The following is a 19,396-nucleotide window of genomic DNA, read 5'->3' as shown; positions in this document are numbered from 1 at the left end:
TGCGCGGACTAGGTTATAACGGGGGTAGCGTTCCCCGGATTTGGTATCACCCCATCTCTCTTAACCAAGGACGAAGGACAAATAACCAAAAGGATGATCACTTTTCTCGCGAAAGTGGGTAAGCTAGGCGTAGGGACTCACTGACAGATTGTCATAGACGGTCTGATTAAAGCAGGGTGATGGTGAGAACTGCTTCTGATACCTCGAATAATTCTATCGCCAGAGGGAACTTGCCCCCAGAGCTTTTGTCTCATAATACAAGGGAGGCTCGTCCCCATCCGGACATATTAATTAAACGTCTTGCTATTGCTTATTCTCAAAATCACTCAGACAGAACGCCACTAAAAGCGTTGTTGTTCAGTTTAACTATCTATCGATACCTCAGCTTGAAAGGAAATCACCAATGTCAATCCCGAAGAAGCTAGCCAAGGTTATTCAGAATCTCTATCGGCAACTCCTAAAGATATCTAGAACCCTGACCAAAGGGTTCATGACTTGGCTATTGCGAAGTTTGATGGTTTTGCGCCGTCGCTCTGACTTGGCTAGGGCTGGGTTTATCCTACCCACGGTAACCATGGTGATATTGGTGGTGGTTCTACTCACTACCGCGATTGTATTTCGTTCCTTTGACCGGGCGAAAAATGCTCGCAACTACCGGGTGAGTCAAGAGGTGATGGCAGCTGCAAAGCCCACGATTGACCGGGCAACAGCTAAGCTGGATGCTTTATTTGATGATCCACGACTGCCTCGTTCTACCCCCTCTGATAGTGCGCTTTATAACTTGTTTGAGTATAAGGATGATTACAAAAGTGAGCCAGAGAAGGATAAATTCACCTTCCCAGATGAACAGCGGTTGACAGTGGCTTACGATATTAATGACGATGACAGTATCACATCTGAAGAGGATGCAGAGCAACTAGAAAAAGGTGAAACGGCATCAACCGCTTGGCGATTTCCCGTTGATACCAATGGCGACGGGCTGTTTGATAGTTTTACCATCTATGGCATCTTTTTCCGCAGTCCGGAGCGTGATCAGGAGGGTTCTTTCGCGACAGCCAGAAGTCCCTTAGACGCCAGAACCCCACCGATGGATGAAGGTGCAGGCAGGGGAGAATGTGCAGGGGCGCTGAAAACGAGTGCTAAGTTGGTGAGTCAGGCGGGTTGGTATAAGTCTGGCTCTAAGCTGAAGAAGAGTTTCTTTGTCTATACGGCAACTGTGCCTATTGTTGAGAATCTCAACGGGCTGGGTATTGATCCTAGCGAGGCAGGCAAATATAAACCCTTCCCCCCCGGAACGGCTCCAGGTTTCTCAGCACTAGAATACCAGCAAGACCGGGCAAGAATTCCTTTGAGTAATAACGCTGTCGTCTTTCAGGATGACTTAGCAGTGGTGGCTGGGAGTACACTGCGCCTGAATGGCAGAATCACAACCAACGGTAACTTGTTTACCACCACAACCCAAGGGGGTAATATTGAACTCTATCAGGTGAGCGCCCCCGCCTCTTGTTTTTACCCCGATGTAGAAAACAGCAAAATTAAGGTGGGCGGTCATGTGATTAACGCCGCTCCCCTGTCGGATAAGGCAGATGGTAAAACCGTTAAAGTTCATCTGTTTGTTGACGGCGCTAAGCCAGACATCAAAGATTTAACCACAAGCAATCAATCGGCAACCAGTAGTGAGGTTCCCCGCAGCGTCCTCTACAATAGCGATGCCTATACAGCTCGTGTCCAGCACTTAGTAAACCGGTGGATAGCGGAAAACCCAAGTAAAGATCCAACAGACGTCATCACCCAAGTTCAGGATGCCGCAGACGGTGAAAAAGAGAAGGAGCGAGTGAAGGCATTGACCGCCTACTTCAGAGATCGGACAAGGCGGGTGCCATTCAAGGAAGTCCCCAAAAATCAACAAACCCAGTTGGAAGACCCAGTAGGTGAGGGGGATCAGTTGCGTCCGCCAGATAAATGGATGTTCCCCTATGACCCGAATACTGGTAAGGATACCGCTGGATACGCACCCATTGTACTCAATATCAAGAACCCAAGCGTTCTACCCAAAGCGACGCTGCCTGAGGTGCTAGAAGAGAGCGATCGCGAAAATGAAGTGGGCGATCGCATGTTAATCGGTCACAATCTGCCAGCCGTCTGGTATGAGGGTGACAATCCCGTTGGCGAAAACGAACGCCAGGACATTGTGGGTACGACATGGGATGTACCGAAGACCAGTAAGACACGCAGTCGCGCCTCCCAGGTGACGCCCCTCAGCGATGCCGGAGACAAGAGTAGAAGTGGATTCTGGGAAAAGGCAGCGGCGGAACAACCGGAAAATTTGCTTGATCCAGTGGGCGGCTTGCGGATTGTTACTGGCGCTGGGGTTTATGAACGCAAAAACTCTTTCTTACCTCCGCCCACCTGGGATGACCCCACGACTGACACGATTGAGGCGAAAATCACTTATGATGACCCCACTACAGCAGTAGTAGAAAAGTTTCCCATTGTTTGGCCCGATACTATGCCCATGTCCCCTATGGCGGGTGAGATCGTCTATTCAAATGTGGATTCGGGAGTATTGGCGAACAGTCCCACACCGCCGACTCCCAATATTAATCGATGGAAAGGAGTAGGCTGGAAGGATAACAATAGTGAGGGTTTACCTGCGATAACGCCGCTCAACCCATTCCTGCCAGATTTGAGCAAATCTGAATTTAGACGAGTGGTACCCTCAATCGACCCGAATACACCCAAGTATGCCAAGGGCGACCTGCGAATGAGGGCAACAGCAGTTTACCACTATGCCGACGACATATACCAACCTCCGTCGGAAGGAAGTGACCAAGAGCAAAAACCCATTGCTTGCGTCAGTAGCTACTACGACCCGACTAATGCGACTACTGCCAGGAATCCGGTAGGCTTACCGGATGTAAGTGGGCAATTAAACTGGCCCCCTGATCAACCTGAAGTTGGTGAGGGCAAGTCAAATAACGGCGTTAGTTATCCTGCCCCAACTTCAGAGAGTATTCCGGGAATGGATACCACTGACGGGCTGGTGCGGAATCAGGGTGCAGAAAATTACGGGGATAACATAAACAAGCAACTTGCCTATCAAGCGAATCTGGTCTTCCCCAATGGACGCTTTGTCAACGAACCCCTGCGCCGAGCCTTGTTGGAACAACCGGGTGATCGGACGCTTGCCCAGCAAGCAGCGATTGACTCGACAATCTGCGCCTTGGATATTTTAGGGGGAGTCACACCTGATGAAAGTAGTGATATCCCCAACGGGGCAATTAGTGAGGTGGCATTCCTGGATAGTCGCGAGATTCAAGCTATTGATGAAGATAAGCCAGACACCTTAAAAGTCGAATCTGTCGCTGACTTAACCGGAGAGTATGACCTGCCCATAGAAGAGCGCCAACCCCTAGAAGTACGGGTCACCAAGATAGACCTGGATAAACTACGTAAACAACCCATTAAACCCATTGGTGATTCATTCATCCCTAGTGGGACAGCTGAATACCTCTTACCCAACAGTGGCATTATCTATGCCTCGCGGGACGATGCTTTGGCAGACCTAAGCCAATTGCTTCCCGACTCACAAAAAAACCAAGGCTATCGGCTTCCGGGTGACGAGTTAGACGAGGAGGAGATAGCTGGTGCGTTGCGCCAAAGTGCCGTAGACTACAAACTTGACCCCACCCGTCGTCCCAGTGGCATCCTGATATTCAATGGTGAAAAGCTTGCCCGCAATGACGAATTCCGAGAGGAGGAAAAGGGGTTGACCTTAGTCACCGACTTACCCGCTTATGTCTGGGCTTGGTCGGATAGCGGTGAGTCTGTGTTCAATGACCACAGTCAGGAAGAATTCGGCAAGAAAAAGGAGCAAGCACTTACACCAAACTGGAATAACTTCTATGATCGGGCTACACTCAATCCCAACTTCGCTTGTCGTCCTGATGATCCTCGCCTGCCGGATTGTGAAGATGGGGATACCTGGCGTCCCGCAACGGTGATTGCTGATTCGATCACCTTGCTGTCGAGGGATTTCCGATTTGGCTTCCGCGATGAAGGGGATTACGACCTGAGAAATAATCATGTTGTCAATCAGAGCTTTATCACCAATCGGTTGAAAAATGGCTTCTTTGCCAACAACTTTGTCACCAATGGATTTAGCAGTGGGGGGATAACGATTAATGCCAAGACTCCCAGAGAAAAGGATTACTCTCAAGGGGGTAACAGTAGCAATTACATTGGCAGCTCCTATTTCAATAACTTTGTCACTCCCGTTCAGCGACGATTCGATGGAGCTGGGGAATATGTGATGGAAATCTGCCGCAAGTTACCGGTTTCTGCTTGTACGGCGGATGACTGGGTTGTGGGATATGACCGTGATGGGAATGGTGTGTTGACGGTAGATGCCGATCCCACGAAGGATGAGAAAAATGTCCGTATCGATCAACTCGGAACTGTCAGTGGTATAGGTACTGCACCGGGCGACTGGACGGCTCTGAGTCCAACTCGTCGAGAGCGTCTGGGTGCCGGTACAACCGCCAGATTCGCGTTGATGCCATCAGACCGACGCTTCCCGCGCCGCATTGCCTTTGCCCGGACTGCCAACCATACCTTAATTCTGAACGATGCCGTTAACAGTAAAAATACTGTGCGACCCATTGGCGTCGGCTGTCCCCTAGATAATACAGGTAACGCCCCTGAGCTCAATGGCTGTGTGTATGGGGGTGTGGCGCCAAACGTAAATGTACCCAACCGCACTACCCAGAACACCCTTTGGTTCCGAACCACAGAAAGCACTACTAGCCCCTTCACCAGCCGTGTGTATCGGGTTGACCGACCAATTTACTACGAAACTGATGCAACAAACTATGCATGGGTGCTTGATAAAGCCGGGGATGCCCAAGTGAAGTATGTCAAGGATGGGGCAAACAATAAACTGTTCGTGCCTAAAGCACCAGAAGATCCGGAGTATGGAACGATTCGGGATACCTTAGCAAGACTCAATATGGGTAACAACCCGATTGCTAAATATCCATTGTGCTTGAAAGTGAGATTCTCCGAAACCAATGTAATTGATCAACCGGGTGAATACCAAACTGGAGCATGCCCTGCTGATTCCTTTCTACCCAGGATGAGGTTGATAAATCTGATGTCTGCCGATTTCGACCCGGCTACTGCTGGGGATGCAATTGTGATACCCACAGGAACTCTAAAACCAACTGGGGGAAAACTGGAAGCAAAACTCTCTGAAGACCCTGCTTCTAAAAACCCGCAAAAGTCGGTTAATGTCTATGACAACCCGGTAAACACTTTTAACTACGGTGTGACGATTACGCTTGAGGGTACACCAGAATCGATATTTGTCCTGAGAAATACTACTGGTCTTCAATTTGGAATTGGAGGAGGTGGTAATGGCGTTGAGCTCAAACTAGAAGGTGGAGTTGACCCCAACAACGTATACTGGTTTGTGAAAGGGGGAGCTCTGACATTTGAGCAAGCAGATCCAGCATCGCCGCATAAACTAGCGGGTAACTTTATTAGCGATGCTAATGAGTCGAATAACATCACATTCAACGACTATGTAGAAATCAGCGGAGGTCGCTTCCTCGGCTTCAATGACATCACAACTGTTCCCCCCGCCGGATCGAATGTCAAAATCTACGGCATGACCGCCCAAGACGAACCCATAACCGTCCCCGTATTACAACTGCAAATCCCTAAAACAACTGGCGGCGCTATCCAACCCGGTGGGGACTTTAACGCTGAGGTAGAGCAAACGAACTGGCACCAGAAAGCCACTCCCAGCACCTTTAACCTAATCAGCGCTACCGGAAACACCCCAGCGCGGGAAGGCGAACCCGATGGTGGTGCGGCTAGCTTAGCCCGCCTCTTGGAAAACTGGGATAGCCAAACCCTCTCGATTAGCGGTTCTCTCATGCAATTAGACCGGAGTAGCTATGCCACTGGTCCGTTCCAACCGTTTTTAGAGACTGGCACATTCTGGCAAAGTCAAAACAGTCCATTCAAGTACACCCAAAGATACTCCACCAATAACGCTCAGGGACGTCTCCCCTCCTACCAAGCCGCAGATCGGCAATTTGGGTATGATGTCGGCTTACTGAGTCAGCTCCCTGACCTATTCAGTAGCCAATTCACCACACCCCCCACCGGCAGTCCGGATGAGTTCTACCGGGAAGTATCCCGCAATGACCCATGGTTACAAGCGTTATTGTGCGCCCAAACAGTAGATGGCAACAATATCGCGGTCAGTGAGAAGGAACGCCCCAGTTGTCCCTGGTAAAAAAACCCAAGGCTTGAACCAGCAGCAGATTAAACCATGAACAAGCCCAAGCAGATGCAACAAAATCCAAGGCAATTGAATCGCGGATATTCCCCGATATCATTTGCCTTCGAGCAACTGACGTCTCGCCAGCCAGTTACCTTGAATTCTTCCTTCAAGGCTCCTGTCGGTAATCATCACCCCCGCCAGGGGGAGAAATCCCCCCAAGGAAGTGAGTCGGGTTTTACTATCATCGAATCGTTAGTGGCGATTATTGTGGTAACGATTCTGATGATTGGGTTGGCACCTGTAATCACGCTGTCAGTTGCCACACGGGTTCAAGCCAGACGGGTGGAACAAGCCACTCAAGCCGCCAGCTCCTATCTGGATGGGGTGAGAACCGGAGCGATTCCCTTTGGACCGACGGATGCTGGGGATGCAGAAGGAACTCATGACGCGATTACAGAGGATTTAGCAAGTACTCCAGGGGACGACCTGAATCAGGTTCCTGCTCCAACTAAAGCAGCTCCCAATTGCTCCGATAATCAATACTGTACCCAACCCACCCAAAACAACGCTGTATTCTACTGTGTAGATGGGGATGGAGATGATCAGTGCAATAGCTTTCAAGACTTCATCATTCAGGCATTCGGCAAAATTCCCACTCAAGGTGGAGAGCCCAATCGGATTTATCGGAGTTACAAACTAGGGGTGCGGGTGTACCGGGCTGATGCGTTTACTTCTGACTTTACCCAAGGATTTGAGAAAGATGCAACCCAATCCAGTTTTACCGGGGGAACTGGCTTAAGCTCAACTCAAGCCCCCTTAGTGATCATGTCAACCGAGGTTGCTGTCGGGGAAGATAATCTGCCTGAATATAGAGACATTTGCGACAATGTAGGTATCGGTGGTTGCTAGTATAACTCAGCACAGAGAACAAGTTCAAAACTCAACACAAAAAAAAGCCAGTGTTTTGAGTAACGTTTACGGAGTAAGAGGTCATGAGAGAGGCAATTCAATCAATCTTCAAATCTCAGCGGAAAGGCTCAGGGTCAGCCCAAAAAGCCAAGGGGTTTACACTGATTGAACTCCTCGTTGCGGTTATTTTAGCCGCTTTGGTGATCACGCCCCTACTCGGATTCATGATCAACATCCTCGCCACAGATCGCCGAGAACAAGCCAAATCGGCGACAGAACAGGAACTGCAATCTGCCCTTGACTACATCGCTCGCGATTTAGAGCAAGCCGTTTACATTTATGATGGTAAGGGTCTTCATGGAACAGGTGAAGACGGAATTGCCGATAATATTGATATAAAAGGTGAGCCGCTCTTAGCATTTTGGCTGCGGAAAAGATTACCGAGGGCTGTTGATAAAAAGTTTGAAGTAACAGGTGATCTTTGTACCGCTAACAAAGCTGACGAGGAAAGGGAATGTAATGATTACTTTGTCTATTCACTCGTTGTCTATTCCCTGATTGAAGGTGAAGATAACGAGCAGTGGTCAAACGCAGCCAGAATTGCTCGGTTTGAAACTCATGACGGAATTAGAGACCCTAATGATTCTGATATTTATAAAGTTCCAAAGGATGATGGATTTGAGTTGTTTGAGCTAGGGGGAGGTAAGTCCCTTGAACAGGCAATGAATGCGTGGGAGGGCAGTATTGATGAGGCGCCGACGGTATTAGTGGATTACATTGACCAAACTACGGGAAACAGAGATCTTGAGCAGCGTTTTCTAGACAATAATTATTGCCTATCGCCTCTGGGATTGACGACTGATATACTAAAGGAACGAAATGAACAAGATCCCAAAACGCCAGAACAGTTAAAGACTCTCCCTTCAAATGCGGCATTAACCAGCTTCTTCGCTTGTGTAGACACAGAAAGGACACTGGCTCACGTCTATGTGCGAGGCAATGCCCTCGCCAGAATTCAAAATAAGGCAGAATATGATAAAGATTCTCCCTACTTCCCCAAGTCAACGATTACAGTGGAGGGGGTAGGATCTATCGAATAGCTATTGTATAAAGAGTATCCCTTACCCGTCATTGGTTATTGCTAAAAACTGTACTTTCAAATGATCAATGAAAAAAGAAAGATAGATTATGAATAAATCAACCTTATTAAAAAGTCGCTCAAAACAAGCCATGGGTCAAACTCAACCCCCTAGGCGGGAAGACTGGGATCATGTCAGGTTTACAGGCAATATTCCAGCTAACCGGATAAGTTGGGTTTCGTTCCTCAACCCAACCTACAAAGTTGACATGCACCCGAAAGACTCAACCCAAGGTGAAGCCGGATTCAGTCTTCTGGAACTGATTGTGGTTGTGCTGATGATCGCTATTCTATCCGCTATTGCCGCTCCGGGTTGGCTAGCTTTTGTCAATCGTCAACGGGTAGCGAAAGTGAATGATGGGGTATGGAGTGCTCTACAGGAGGCTCAACGGGAAGCGAAGCGGACACAACTGAGTTATAGCGTTAGTTTTAGAAACCCGGCTGGAACACTTCCCCAAGTGGCTGTTTACCCGACAGAAGATCGAGCAGGTCAAGCGATTAATCTAGCCAACAATAGCAACACTTGGAAACCTTTAAGTCAAGGGTTAGACATCAAACCCGAACAGGTTACTCTCTGCTCCAATATTGATAGCAGTAGAGCTAATAAAAAAGCAAACAATTCTGATTGTAGTTTTACGACGGCAAGAACAATCACTTTTGATTACCAAGGTAATCTAGGGACTGTTGATGGTCAAGATCCAGATATTGGTGATGGTATTAGTATTACCGTAGCCGTACCCAAATCTAATGGTGACCCCATTGAGTCTACAGCTCGCTGCGTCGTCGTCAAAACAATCATTGGCTCAATGGCACTGGAACAAGGAGACAATTGTCAGCAGTGATTAATCAAAGTTGATATTACCTCCAAGATCCGTTAATTTGTGAAGTCCTATTAATTTTTAAGACGTAAGGATTTATTAAATAAACATTTCTAACATTCCCCTGTTCATCAAAAAACTCTTGTCGCAAAATATCAAAAAGGAGTTGCCAGAGGAGCATCCAATTTTTAGAGAGTTGTAGCCGATTATTGATGCGTTTAGGGAGTAAAATGCTCTCTTGACGGATAGTTTTGTAACCTGGAACTGCTTAAGTTGCAGATAGTAACCGGTTTGACTCATTGATTGTGGGTTTAGGGATTAGCTCATAAAAATGGGTGACTACATGCACAGCCTGACACTCCTGATACATGACACATTGATGGGCTCAGGGTAACTGAAATGTTGAATAACAATCAATTAATAAACGCCAAACCTAACGCCACGGCGGGATATACATTAATGGAGGTAACGATAGTCGTTTTCATGATTGGGATATTGGGTGCGATCGCCGCCCCCGCTTGGCTACACTTTACGAATAGACAGCGTTTAAATACAGCGCAATACGAAGTTTACCAAGCGATGCAAGCGGCGAAAAGTAACGCTAAGCTACAGAAAGTGGATTGGCAAGCTAGCTTTCGGGAACAGGATCAGATTGTACAGTGGGCGGTTCATCCTGAAACGGTTACGCCAGCGACAGCCCATTGGCAGAGTCTTGACCCCAATATTCGCATAGATGACGAGACTACTCTAAAATTTAGTGATGGCGTGTATAAGGTTGAATTTAACTTCAAAGGTCATGTGACACCTCCCTTCGGGCGGTTAACGTTGACCACGAAGCAGGGAGGGAAAACCAAACGTTGTGTATTTGTTTCTACCCTTTTGGGAACATTACGAATGGCGAAGGAGAATCCAACACCTCAAGATGGTAAATATTGTTATTAATCCCCCTTCCGTCCCCCTACCCTCCTCATTTCCCCCCCTTTCAAATTTCCCCCCCTTTCAAAGGGGGGCTAGGGGGGATAGAGAGGGGCTGGGGGTGAGGGGTTTAGCTTAAGTTGACAAGGGCGCACGTCGGTGCGCCCCTACGAGTTTGGTGTATGGATATTAATATAAATTCTCTGCTGCAACCCTATCAACGCTTTGGTGTTCACCTGGGTTTAGAACGCATCCAGCGACTCCTGGAGGCTTTGGGTAATCCCCATCAGCGTGTTCCCATCATTCATGTGGCGGGAAGCAATGGGAAAGGTTCCGTCTGCGCCTATCTTTCCTCGGTTCTCAGTGAAGCGGGTTATCGGGTTGGACGCTATACATCTCCTCATTTAATCGATTGGACAGAACGAATCTGTATCAATCAACACCCCATTTCTACTGCAGAACTGGTAAAATTGCTGGAACAAGTTCAAGCGGCGATTCCCCCAGATACGGAAGATTCCCCGACGCAGTTTGAAGTGATTACGGCGGCGGCTTGGTTATATTTTGCTCAGGAACAAGTGGATATTGCAGTGATTGAAGTGGGGTTAGGGGGGCGCTTGGATGCAACCAATGTTTGTGATCATCCCTTGGCGACAATTATTACTTCGATTAGCCGCGAACATTGGCAGGTTTTGGGTTCGACGCTGAGCCAAATCGCTACCGAGAAAGCGGGTATCCTGAAATCGAATTGTCCGGCGATTATCGCCCCCCTTCCCCCAGAAGCCAAAGCCGTTGTTCAATCTCGCATCGAGCAGTTAAATTGTCCGGTAACCTGGGTAGAAGCGGCGGCGGAGGTGGGGGAGATAATTGGTAGGGGCGAAGCATTCGCGCCTAAATATCTCGGTTTTCTGCCAACATCCCAACGCGAATGCTTCGCCCAATCCCCCATCACCCATTCAGGAAGATGGGCAAATTATCAGGGGATAACCTATCCATTACCCTTGCTGGGGGAGATTCAGCTAACGAATTCTGCTGTGGCGATCGCGACTTGTCAATCCCTGATTCACCAAGGCTGGCATATCCCTGATGCTGCTATTGTTTCCGGGATGGCAAAGACGCAATGGTTAGGACGCTTACAATGGACAAAATGGCATAATCATCCCCTGCTAGTAGATGGCGCCCATAACCCCGCTGCGGCGACAGGTTTGCGTGAGTATGTGGATAGGCTACATACCCCTGTAACCTGGGTAATGGGGATACTCTCAACCAAAGAGCATGAGGGGATTTTCCGGGCATTACTGCGATCGCGCGATCGCCTCTACCTTGTCCCCGTGCCTGATCATAGCTCAGCCGAGCCAGAAGAACTAGCTGCGATCGCGCGATCGGTTTGTCCTAATCTTGCCGATTGTCACACCTATCCTAACTTAGAGGCTGGACTGCAAGCGGCGACAGCCACCGCTTCTGATTCTACCATTGTCCTGTGCGGTTCTCTTTATCTGGTGGGTTATTTTCTTGGTTCGTAGTTGCGCTGTCGAAAGCCGGTATAATTTTGAGGTTAGTTCCTGCGTTGAAGTGATGAAGGGCTAAAGCCCTTACTACATACAAACTACAAACTATCCCACATCTGGGCTGCATCAGCTACAGCTTCTTCTACCTCCTTTTCGCCTAACATCGCCGCCTGTAAATTCTCATAAATCGCGGCTTGTAACTTATTTAAATCCTTCATCGCCGGTACTAATACCTCCGCCTCTGTCAACTGACTAGCACTAATCGCCCGTGCTTGTTCCACCGGGGAAGCATTCGGATTACTTGACAATTGAGCTTGATACTGTTCCACTGCTTCAATGGTTGACGGTAAAACATTTGCCGCTTGAGCAAAAGCCAACTGATTCTCGGTATTAGTCACAAATAGAGCAAAGTTTAAAGCTTCCTCTGGATTGTTCGTATCCCGTGGAATCACTAAATTCATCACCGCCACATTCTTTTTCCCAGTTTTTCCGGTAATTTGAGGAGATGTCGCCGATACTTTAGCAATATCCGGCGCATTCGTTTCAATTGTCTTTAAAAATTCCGCCCCCGACGCCAGCAAAGCCGTTTCCCCCCCTTGATATAATTCAATCGCATTCCGATGTCCTTGGGTGAGAACTTCTCGCGGTAAGAGTCCTTTTTGATACAAATCTACCCAATACTTAAACGCCGCCTTTCCTTCTGGCGTATTAAACGCCGCCTTTCCTTCCTCATCAACTAACTGCACACCCATCTGCACAAAAGATTCCAACACTTCACTGGAATCATTGGGGACAAAGGTAACAAAAAAGGCATATTTCCCCGTCTTATCTTTCACTTGCTGAGCCACCTCTGCCAGTTCAGCATAAGTTGTTGGCGGTTGACTAATTCCGGCTTGTTTAAGTAAATCCTGATTGTAAATCGTCACCCGTGTAGTCAGATACCAAGGAATGCCAAAACTTTGATTATCAATTGTACTCGCTTGCCAGATTTTGGGTAAATATTGCTGCCGAATTTCATCAGGAATTTTTCCCTCTAAGTCTAACCAAGCATTACGAGTGGCAAGCTGGGAGGCAAAGCTAGGATTTAAGTTAACCACATCCGGTGCCGTTTTTGCCGATACAGCCGTTAAGATTTTACGCTCCATTTCTGCCCAAGGGACATCCACCCACCGTACTTTAACCTCTGGGTTATCGGCTTCAAAATCCGCGATCGCTTGGTTAAAATACTCCGTAAACTGAGGCTGAAGCTGCATCGTCCAGAACTCTAATTCTCCAGACGCCGAGGGTGTCGGGGCGGGGCTACAGCTTACCAGCCAACTCAACAGCCATCCCAATAGGGCAAATAGTCCAAATCGTTTCCAGGTTTTGATCGCAATCATTGATAGTATACCAGTAATAGGCAAAAGGCAAAAGGCAAAAGAGCAAATTACTCATAATTTAATCCATCAGGTAATATAGCACCCGTTAACGTCGCACCGCGCAAGTTAACCTGATCCATATTGGCATCAAGCAAAACAGTTTCTAGTAAAATTGCATCCGTTAAATTAGACCAACACAGTTTAGCTCGATATAAATTTGCCTTGCTGAGATTAGCGCCGCGTAGGGTTGTCCAACTGATATTCGCCCCTCTTAAGTTAGCCTCTATGAGTATCGCTTGGGTCAAGTTTGTGCCATTAAGAATCGCCCGACTTAAATTTGCCTGAGTTAGGTTTGCCCGGGTAAAGTTAGCACTATGTAAAAGGGCTTTGCTCAGATTTGCCTCTTTTAAGTTTGTCTCTAGGAGAATGGCATTCGTAAAATTCGCCTTTTCTAAATTGGCACCCATTAACGTCGCACAAGAAAGATTCGTGCGGCTGAGTGAAGCGTCTATCAATTTTGCCTGATTTAAGTTAGCATCCCGGAGTATCGCCTCACTCAGAATTGTTTCCGACAGATTGGCACGATTCAGATTAGCACCATTCAAAGTAGAGGCTCGCAAATTAGCATTGATTAAATTGGCTTCACTAAAATTGGCTTGGCTCAAGTTACTGGAAATGAGGTTAGCGGCGCTCAAATCCGTTCCCTGTAGCGTAGCTTGATTGAGATTCGCTTCTCGAAAGTTGACCAGTTTGAGAAACGCCCCCGTGAGATTGCTTTGGCTTAAGTCTGCTCCTCGCAGGTTGGCTTGAGTCAGATCAACGCCAATCAGGGAGGCGCCCCTAAGATTAACTTTTCTGAAGTCCCGTTCCCCTGCTGCATATCGTTTCAGCAGTTCATCGGCATCCATAATTGTATTGTGATTGCCTAGGTAGATGTGCATCAAAGGCGATTAAAGCATCAAGTTTACCTTAAGGAATTCATGATTGGTGAGTCCGTGAGTGATAATGAAGAAATTGTCCTGTAGCAGGGTAGGAAATGGGGTGATGGGGTGATGGGGTGTGTAGAGACGTAGTCGGCTACGTTTGGAACTCAGTCGGGGCGGGTTTACTCGCATCTGGGTGAGGCAAGAAATGATAGTAGTAAAACCCGCCCCTACAGACGCTTTTCCATTGCCCGTTCCCTGGTCCGTTTTCCCTGTTCCCTCTTCTTTGACAAATGACAAATGACGAAGGAAAGTAAGCCAATGCCAGACAACGTAAGAAGTCAAGTCGTTACCCAAGGCGTTCAGCGATCGCCAAATCGTGCTATGCTGCGTGCTGTCGGTTTTAGCGATCGCGATTTTACGAAGCCGATTGTCGGGTTAGCCAATGGATATAGTACAATCACGCCCTGTAATATGGGCATCAATGATTTAGCGCTAAGGGCAGAAGCCGGATTAAAACAAGCTGGGGCGATGCCGCAAGTATTTGGCACAATTACCATTAGCGATGGGATCTCCATGGGAACCGAGGGGATGAAATATTCCCTGGTGTCACGGGAAGTGATTGCTGACTCCATTGAAACCGTCTGTAATGGTCAAAGTATGGATGGGGTGCTGGCAATTGGTGGCTGTGATAAGAATATGCCAGGGGCAATGATTGCGATCGCGCGTCTGAATATCCCCGCTATCTTTGTCTATGGGGGGACGATTAAACCCGGACATCTGGATGGACAAGATTTAACGGTTGTCAGCGCATTTGAAGCGGTAGGACAACATAGTGCGGGTAAGATTACTGAAGAACAACTGCTTGCAGTAGAACGCCATGCTTGTCCCGGTGCTGGTTCCTGTGGGGGGATGTTCACCGCCAACACCATGTCTTCGGCATTTGAAGCCATGGGGATGAGTTTACCCTATTCCTCGACGATGGCAGCCGAAGATGCCGAAAAAGCCGACAGTGCAGAAAAATCTGCCTATATTCTGGTTGAAGCGATTCGTCAGCAGATTCTACCCAAACAGATATTAACCCGCCAAGCCTTTGAAAATGCCATTTCTGTAATTATGGCAGTTGGCGGATCAACGAATGCGGTACTGCATTTATTGGCAATTGCGCGTGCGATTGGCGTGGAGTTATCCCTGGATGACTTTGAAACCATTCGCGCCAGAGTTCCGGTTCTGTGTGATCTTAAACCCAGTGGCAGATATGTCGCCACAAATTTACACCAAGCTGGGGGCATTCCGCAAGTGATGAAAATGCTCCTGGTTCATGATTTGTTACACGGTGATGCATTAACTATTACCGGGAAAACCCTAGAGGAAGTATTAGCCGAGGTGCCCGACGAACCGCGAAGGGATCAGGATGTAATTCGTCCCTGGGATAATCCTATCTATAGCCAAGGACATTTAGCCATTTTAAAAGGAAATTTGGCAACCGAAGGCGCCGTGGCGAAGATTACCGGAGTGAAAACCCCCCAAATCACCGGTCCTGCGCGAGTCTTTGAATCTGAGGAAGATTGTCTGGATGCGATTTTGGCGGGTAAGATTAAAGCCGGTGATGTGATTGTGGTGCGTTATGAGGGACCAAAAGGGGGTCCGGGAATGCGGGAAATGCTAGCGCCAACATCGGCAATTATTGGTGCGGGGTTAGGGGATTGTGTCGGATTAATTACCGATGGTCGCTTTTCCGGTGGCACTTATGGTATGGTAGTCGGTCATGTTGCCCCAGAAGCCGCTGTTGGGGGTGCGATCGCGTTAGTCGAAGAAGGGGATTCGATTACGATTGATTCCCCGGCGCGATTGTTACAACTTAATATATCCGATCAGGAACTGCAACGACGCCGCGCCAATTGGCAACCGCCCAAACCTCGGTATACCACAGGAGTGCTGGCGAAGTATGCCAAATTAGTGGCGTCTAGTAGTGTGGGTGCGGTGACGGATTTGAATCTGTGATGAATCAAATAATGGGGTGATGGGGGAGTTTTCTTGGCTTTTCTGGGCAACGAGGTTTGTTGTTTATACCAATCGATTTAAAACCCACCTAGTGGGTGGACAGGGGCGGGTTTAGTTGCATTGGGGTGCAACCGAAACAATAGTAGTAAAACCCGCCTCTACATCCAATACTATTCGGTTAAGGGAGAAGGGGTAAAAACACACTCCCTTTACCTATTACTCTTGCACTTTTTTGTATTAGTTATGGGAACCCGCACCACCCGATAGAAAACTGACGAGCTTTTTGAGGGTAGGAAAACTTTCTTTCGTTCCTTGACTGGAAAAGCCAATAATTTTGGAGAACTCCTTCTCAGATAATTCACCCGACTGATACTGTGCAAACGCATCAACAACCCGAATTAAATCCTCTTTGGAAAACTCAAAACCCTGCTTGGCGGCAAACTCCACCACCACCGGGGCATTATTCGTGAGGGCTTGTGCTTCTGCGGCGTCGAGTTCTGAATAACTACTAATGTCTCCATCGCCCACACCGAGTAATGTTCCCAGTTGTTGTTGGAATTGTTTATCTTCGGCGGTTTTCTGCATAAACTGTAACACTTTGGGAACAGTCGTTGCTGGTTTTTCCACGGGAACCAATTGTCCATTAATTTTGTGGTAACGAGTTCCGCGATAGACAAACTCTAGAGTTTGTTTAATTGAGGGTAAACTTGCTGGTGTCCCTTGATCAGAAAATCCCAGAATTTTAGCTAAGTCTTGATCGGATAGTTCATTGGATTTATATCGCACAAAGGCATCAACAACCGTTGTGAGTTGTTCAAGGGAAAAGTCAAACCCATATTGAGCCGCAAATTTCACCACTAACGGGGCGCGATCGCCGATTAACGCAGCGGCTTCTTGCTGATCCAATTCGGAATGGTTACTAATATCGCCGTCACCGACTCCCAATAATGCTCCTAATTTTTGTTTGACTTCGGGATCGGAAGCCGTTTTCTGCATAAATTGCAGGACATTGGGTGTAGAATTCACCGATTCGTTTACGGGGACTAGCTTGCCATTAATGCGTTTATAACGAGTCCCCCGATAGACATAGTCTAATGTCTGGGTAATTGAGGAGATACTTTCTTTTGTCCCCTGGTCTAGCTTGGATACACAAATAATCTTTGAGAAATCGTTAGCCGATATTTCGCCTGATTGATACTGTTGAAACGCATCAACCGTAGTTCTTAAGTCTTCAACGGAAAAGTTTAACCCTTGTTGGGCGGCAAACTTGACCACTAAGGGGGCGCGATCGCCCCTTAAGGCTTCGGCTTCTTGGACATCGAGTTCCATTTGACTACTGATATCCCCATCGCCAACGCCCAATAGGGTGGCTAATTGTTGCTTTAAGCCCTGATCTTCCGATGTCTTTTGCATAAATTGCAGCACACTGGGCGTAGAATTAGTGGGTTGGATCACCGGGACAAGTTTCCCATTAATTCGTTGATAGCGAGTTCCCCGATAGACAAATTCTAATGTCTTTTTAATCGAGGGAATACTCTCTTTTGTTCCTTGATCGAGGTTGGATAATCCAATGCGTTGCGAGAACTCTGCTTCAGACAGTTCTCCTAACTGATATCGCCCAAACGCATCAACGACGGTTCTTAAATCGTCAACAGAAAAATCAAACCCCTGCTGGGACGCTAACTTGACGACTAAGGGGGCGCGATCGCCCCTTAAGGCTTCGGCTTCTGCCTGATCCAGTTCAAACTGACTACTGATATCGCCATCGCCAACCCCTAGCACTTCCCCTAGGTGTTGCTGTAGCTGTTCATCTTCTGCGGTTCTCCGCATAAATTGCAAGGCTTTTGTGGTTGTCATCTCACTGCTCGAATTCGCAATTCTTAGTAAAGGGAAAATTGTACCTGAATTAAATCACCATTCAATAGCTTTTAACAACTCTTAAACCTGATTGTTTAAGGTTTTGTTATATTTTTATATAATGTTCGTGATGAACAGTTTTATCAAGTTCAAGTGTTATTTTATCAAGCGTTCCTGCGCTGTCGAATCTCCGCTGATGAAACTATACGATTTTTTACTGTCCGGAAACTGCTATAAGGTACGTTTGTTACTGACTCAAATTGGGATTCCGTTTGAGCGGGTTACGATTCAACCTGGACATATTCCCATCACCCAAAAATAAGTAACAAAATGAACCCATTTTTGTTCCTAATCTGAAAATTGATACTATGATTAATCTGTCGATAAAATAAATCAGGTCAGGGCATCTACGTCAAGTCATGACTCAAGTCGGTCAAGTTGCCATTAATGCCACCAAAGCATCCCATAGATTAATACCGACATAAAGATCTCTACTCAGCCTTTCAAGTGTTGGTAGAGAAAAGATTGGTATTGACGGTACAAACTCAGCAACGAGACGGCTAAGGGTTAGCCAAAAATAAATAAAGGTAGATGCAGATGAACCCTGATGAACTATTGAGCAGATACAACGCAGGCGAACGGGATTTTTTTCTCATCGACGTAAATGGAGTCAACCTGATGGGCGCCACTCTGAGAGCGGTAGATTTGACTTATGCCAACCTGAGTCAAACTAAATTAGTCCAAGCAAACTTGAGTCGTGCTACCCTGCACAATGCCAATTTGCAGGGTGTTGACTTGCAAGGAGCAAATCTGCGAGGCGCTGACTTGAGTGGTGCTGATTTGATGGGAGCGAATTTAGTGGCGGCAAATTTGAGTTTTGCCACGTTGACGGGTGTGGATTTAAGTGGTGCTAATCTGAGTTTCGTCCACTTGATGGGTGCTGATCTCAATGGTGCTAACCTCTGCCAGGTTAACCTATTGGGCGCGGATTTGCGAGGTTCTTTATTGATTGGCGCTAATCTCAGTCGCAGCAATCTGAGTCGCTGTTATTTATTTGAGGCTGATTTAAGTGAGGCAAATCTGGAGCAAGTGAACTGGCAAAGCAGTCTGTATAATCGGCAAACTTGTTTTCCTGAAGCGTTTGATCCTGAACAAATCGGTGCTTATTTAATTGCACCTAATGTCTCTCTGGCGGGGCTGGATTTAAGCGGTGTTAATCTTACCAGAGAAAACTTACAAGGGGCGAACCTGAGTCAAATTAATTTAAATCAGGCTAACTTATGTTGGGCAGATTTACGTGATGCTAACTTGCAGGGAGCGAATTTGAGTGAGGCGAATCTCAGTGGCGCTAACTTGCAGGGGGCGAATTTGAGTCAGACAAATCTGGAAGGGGCGAACTTAAGTGGTACAACGATGCCCAATGGGGAGTTACATCAGTGTGCTTTAATCCAGAAACCTGCTGGGAGATAGGGAAGAGGGGGTGTACAGTAAAAAGCGGGTACTCTTCGGTACTCGCTTTTTACAATCCCTGGTGTCCTATGTTAAAATTAACGACATAGATTTAATCCCGCCATGCTAGTATTCGAGGCAAAATTACGAGGAACAGACGTGCAGTACGCGATCTTGGATGAGATGATTCGTACTGCTCGTTTTGTTAGGAATTCGTGCCTCAGATAC

At 47.3% G+C, this 19,396-nt stretch carries 11 protein-coding genes and 1 pseudogene; 9 read left to right on the top strand and 3 right to left on the bottom strand.

Features of this window, described 5'->3' with window-relative positions; genetic code table 11:
* The first annotated feature begins 403 nt into the window (after window positions 1-403).
* The 6 genes from hpsA (at window position 404) to RID09_RS17935 (ending at window position 11,592) form a co-directional block, all read left to right on the top strand.
* Complete coding sequence (hpsA, locus tag RID09_RS17960) at window positions 404-6,304, top strand: hormogonium polysaccharide biosynthesis protein HpsA (RefSeq protein ID WP_446337293.1); 5,901 nt, start codon at window positions 404-406, stop codon at window positions 6,302-6,304.
* A 36-nt stretch (window positions 6,305-6,340) separates the two neighbouring features.
* Complete coding sequence (hpsB, locus tag RID09_RS17955) at window positions 6,341-7,201, top strand: hormogonium polysaccharide secretion pseudopilin HpsB (RefSeq protein ID WP_446337292.1); 861 nt, start codon at window positions 6,341-6,343, stop codon at window positions 7,199-7,201.
* Window positions 7,202-7,284: 83 nt separating this feature from the next.
* Entirely contained in the window at window positions 7,285-8,301 is a 1,017-nt protein-coding gene (gene hpsC / locus RID09_RS17950; RefSeq protein WP_446337291.1) for a hormogonium polysaccharide secretion pseudopilin HpsC, read from the top strand.
* Window positions 8,302-8,389: 88 nt separating this feature from the next.
* On the top strand, window positions 8,390-9,181 hold the full coding sequence (locus RID09_RS17945) for a pilus assembly FimT family protein (protein ID WP_446337290.1): 792 nt from the start codon (window positions 8,390-8,392) through the stop codon (window positions 9,179-9,181).
* Between the two features lie 375 nt (window positions 9,182-9,556).
* On the top strand, window positions 9,557-10,099 hold the full coding sequence (locus RID09_RS17940) for a pilus assembly FimT family protein (RefSeq protein WP_446337289.1): 543 nt from the start codon (window positions 9,557-9,559) through the stop codon (window positions 10,097-10,099).
* Between the two features lie 161 nt (window positions 10,100-10,260).
* Window positions 10,261-11,592, top strand: a complete 1,332-nt coding sequence (locus RID09_RS17935) for a bifunctional folylpolyglutamate synthase/dihydrofolate synthase (RefSeq protein WP_446337320.1) — start codon at window positions 10,261-10,263, stop codon at window positions 11,590-11,592.
* An 83-nt stretch (window positions 11,593-11,675) separates the two neighbouring features.
* Here the strand turns inward: RID09_RS17935 and RID09_RS17930 are convergent, their stop codons facing one another.
* On the bottom strand, window positions 11,676-12,956 hold the full coding sequence (locus RID09_RS17930) for an ABC transporter substrate-binding protein (protein WP_446337288.1): 1,281 nt from the start codon (window positions 12,954-12,956) through the stop codon (window positions 11,676-11,678).
* Between the two features lie 47 nt (window positions 12,957-13,003).
* Window positions 13,004-13,876: a pentapeptide repeat-containing protein gene (locus RID09_RS17925; RefSeq protein ID WP_446337319.1), complete on the bottom strand. Its 873-nt coding sequence runs from the start codon at window positions 13,874-13,876 to the stop codon at window positions 13,004-13,006.
* Between the two features lie 303 nt (window positions 13,877-14,179).
* Here RID09_RS17925 and ilvD point away from each other — a divergent pair, with 303 nt between their 5' ends.
* Window positions 14,180-15,862 (top strand): dihydroxy-acid dehydratase, encoded by a 1,683-nt coding sequence (ilvD, locus tag RID09_RS17920; protein WP_446337318.1) that lies wholly within the window; start codon window positions 14,180-14,182, stop codon window positions 15,860-15,862.
* 237 nt (window positions 15,863-16,099) lie between these two features.
* Here ilvD and RID09_RS17915 read toward each other — a convergent pair whose 3' ends face one another.
* On the bottom strand, window positions 16,100-17,719 hold the full coding sequence (locus tag RID09_RS17915) for a hypothetical protein (RefSeq protein ID WP_446337287.1): 1,620 nt from the start codon (window positions 17,717-17,719) through the stop codon (window positions 16,100-16,102).
* Between the two features lie 193 nt (window positions 17,720-17,912).
* Here RID09_RS17915 and RID09_RS17910 point away from each other — a divergent pair.
* Together RID09_RS17910 and RID09_RS17905 are read left to right on the top strand one after the other, a co-directional pair.
* Window positions 17,913-18,008, top strand: a pseudogene (locus RID09_RS17910) (glutathione S-transferase family protein); the annotation flags it as partial.
* Window positions 18,009-18,316: 308 nt separating this feature from the next.
* Complete coding sequence (locus RID09_RS17905; protein WP_446337286.1) at window positions 18,317-19,189, top strand: pentapeptide repeat-containing protein; 873 nt, start codon at window positions 18,317-18,319, stop codon at window positions 19,187-19,189.
* Window positions 19,190-19,396: the final 207 nt, after the last annotated feature.

It is taken from the genome of Coleofasciculus sp. G1-WW12-02, from assembly GCF_040219735.1.
Lineage (GTDB): Bacteria > Cyanobacteriota > Cyanobacteriia > Cyanobacteriales > Coleofasciculaceae > Coleofasciculus.
This window is presented reverse-complemented; position numbering and strand designations above follow the sequence as displayed.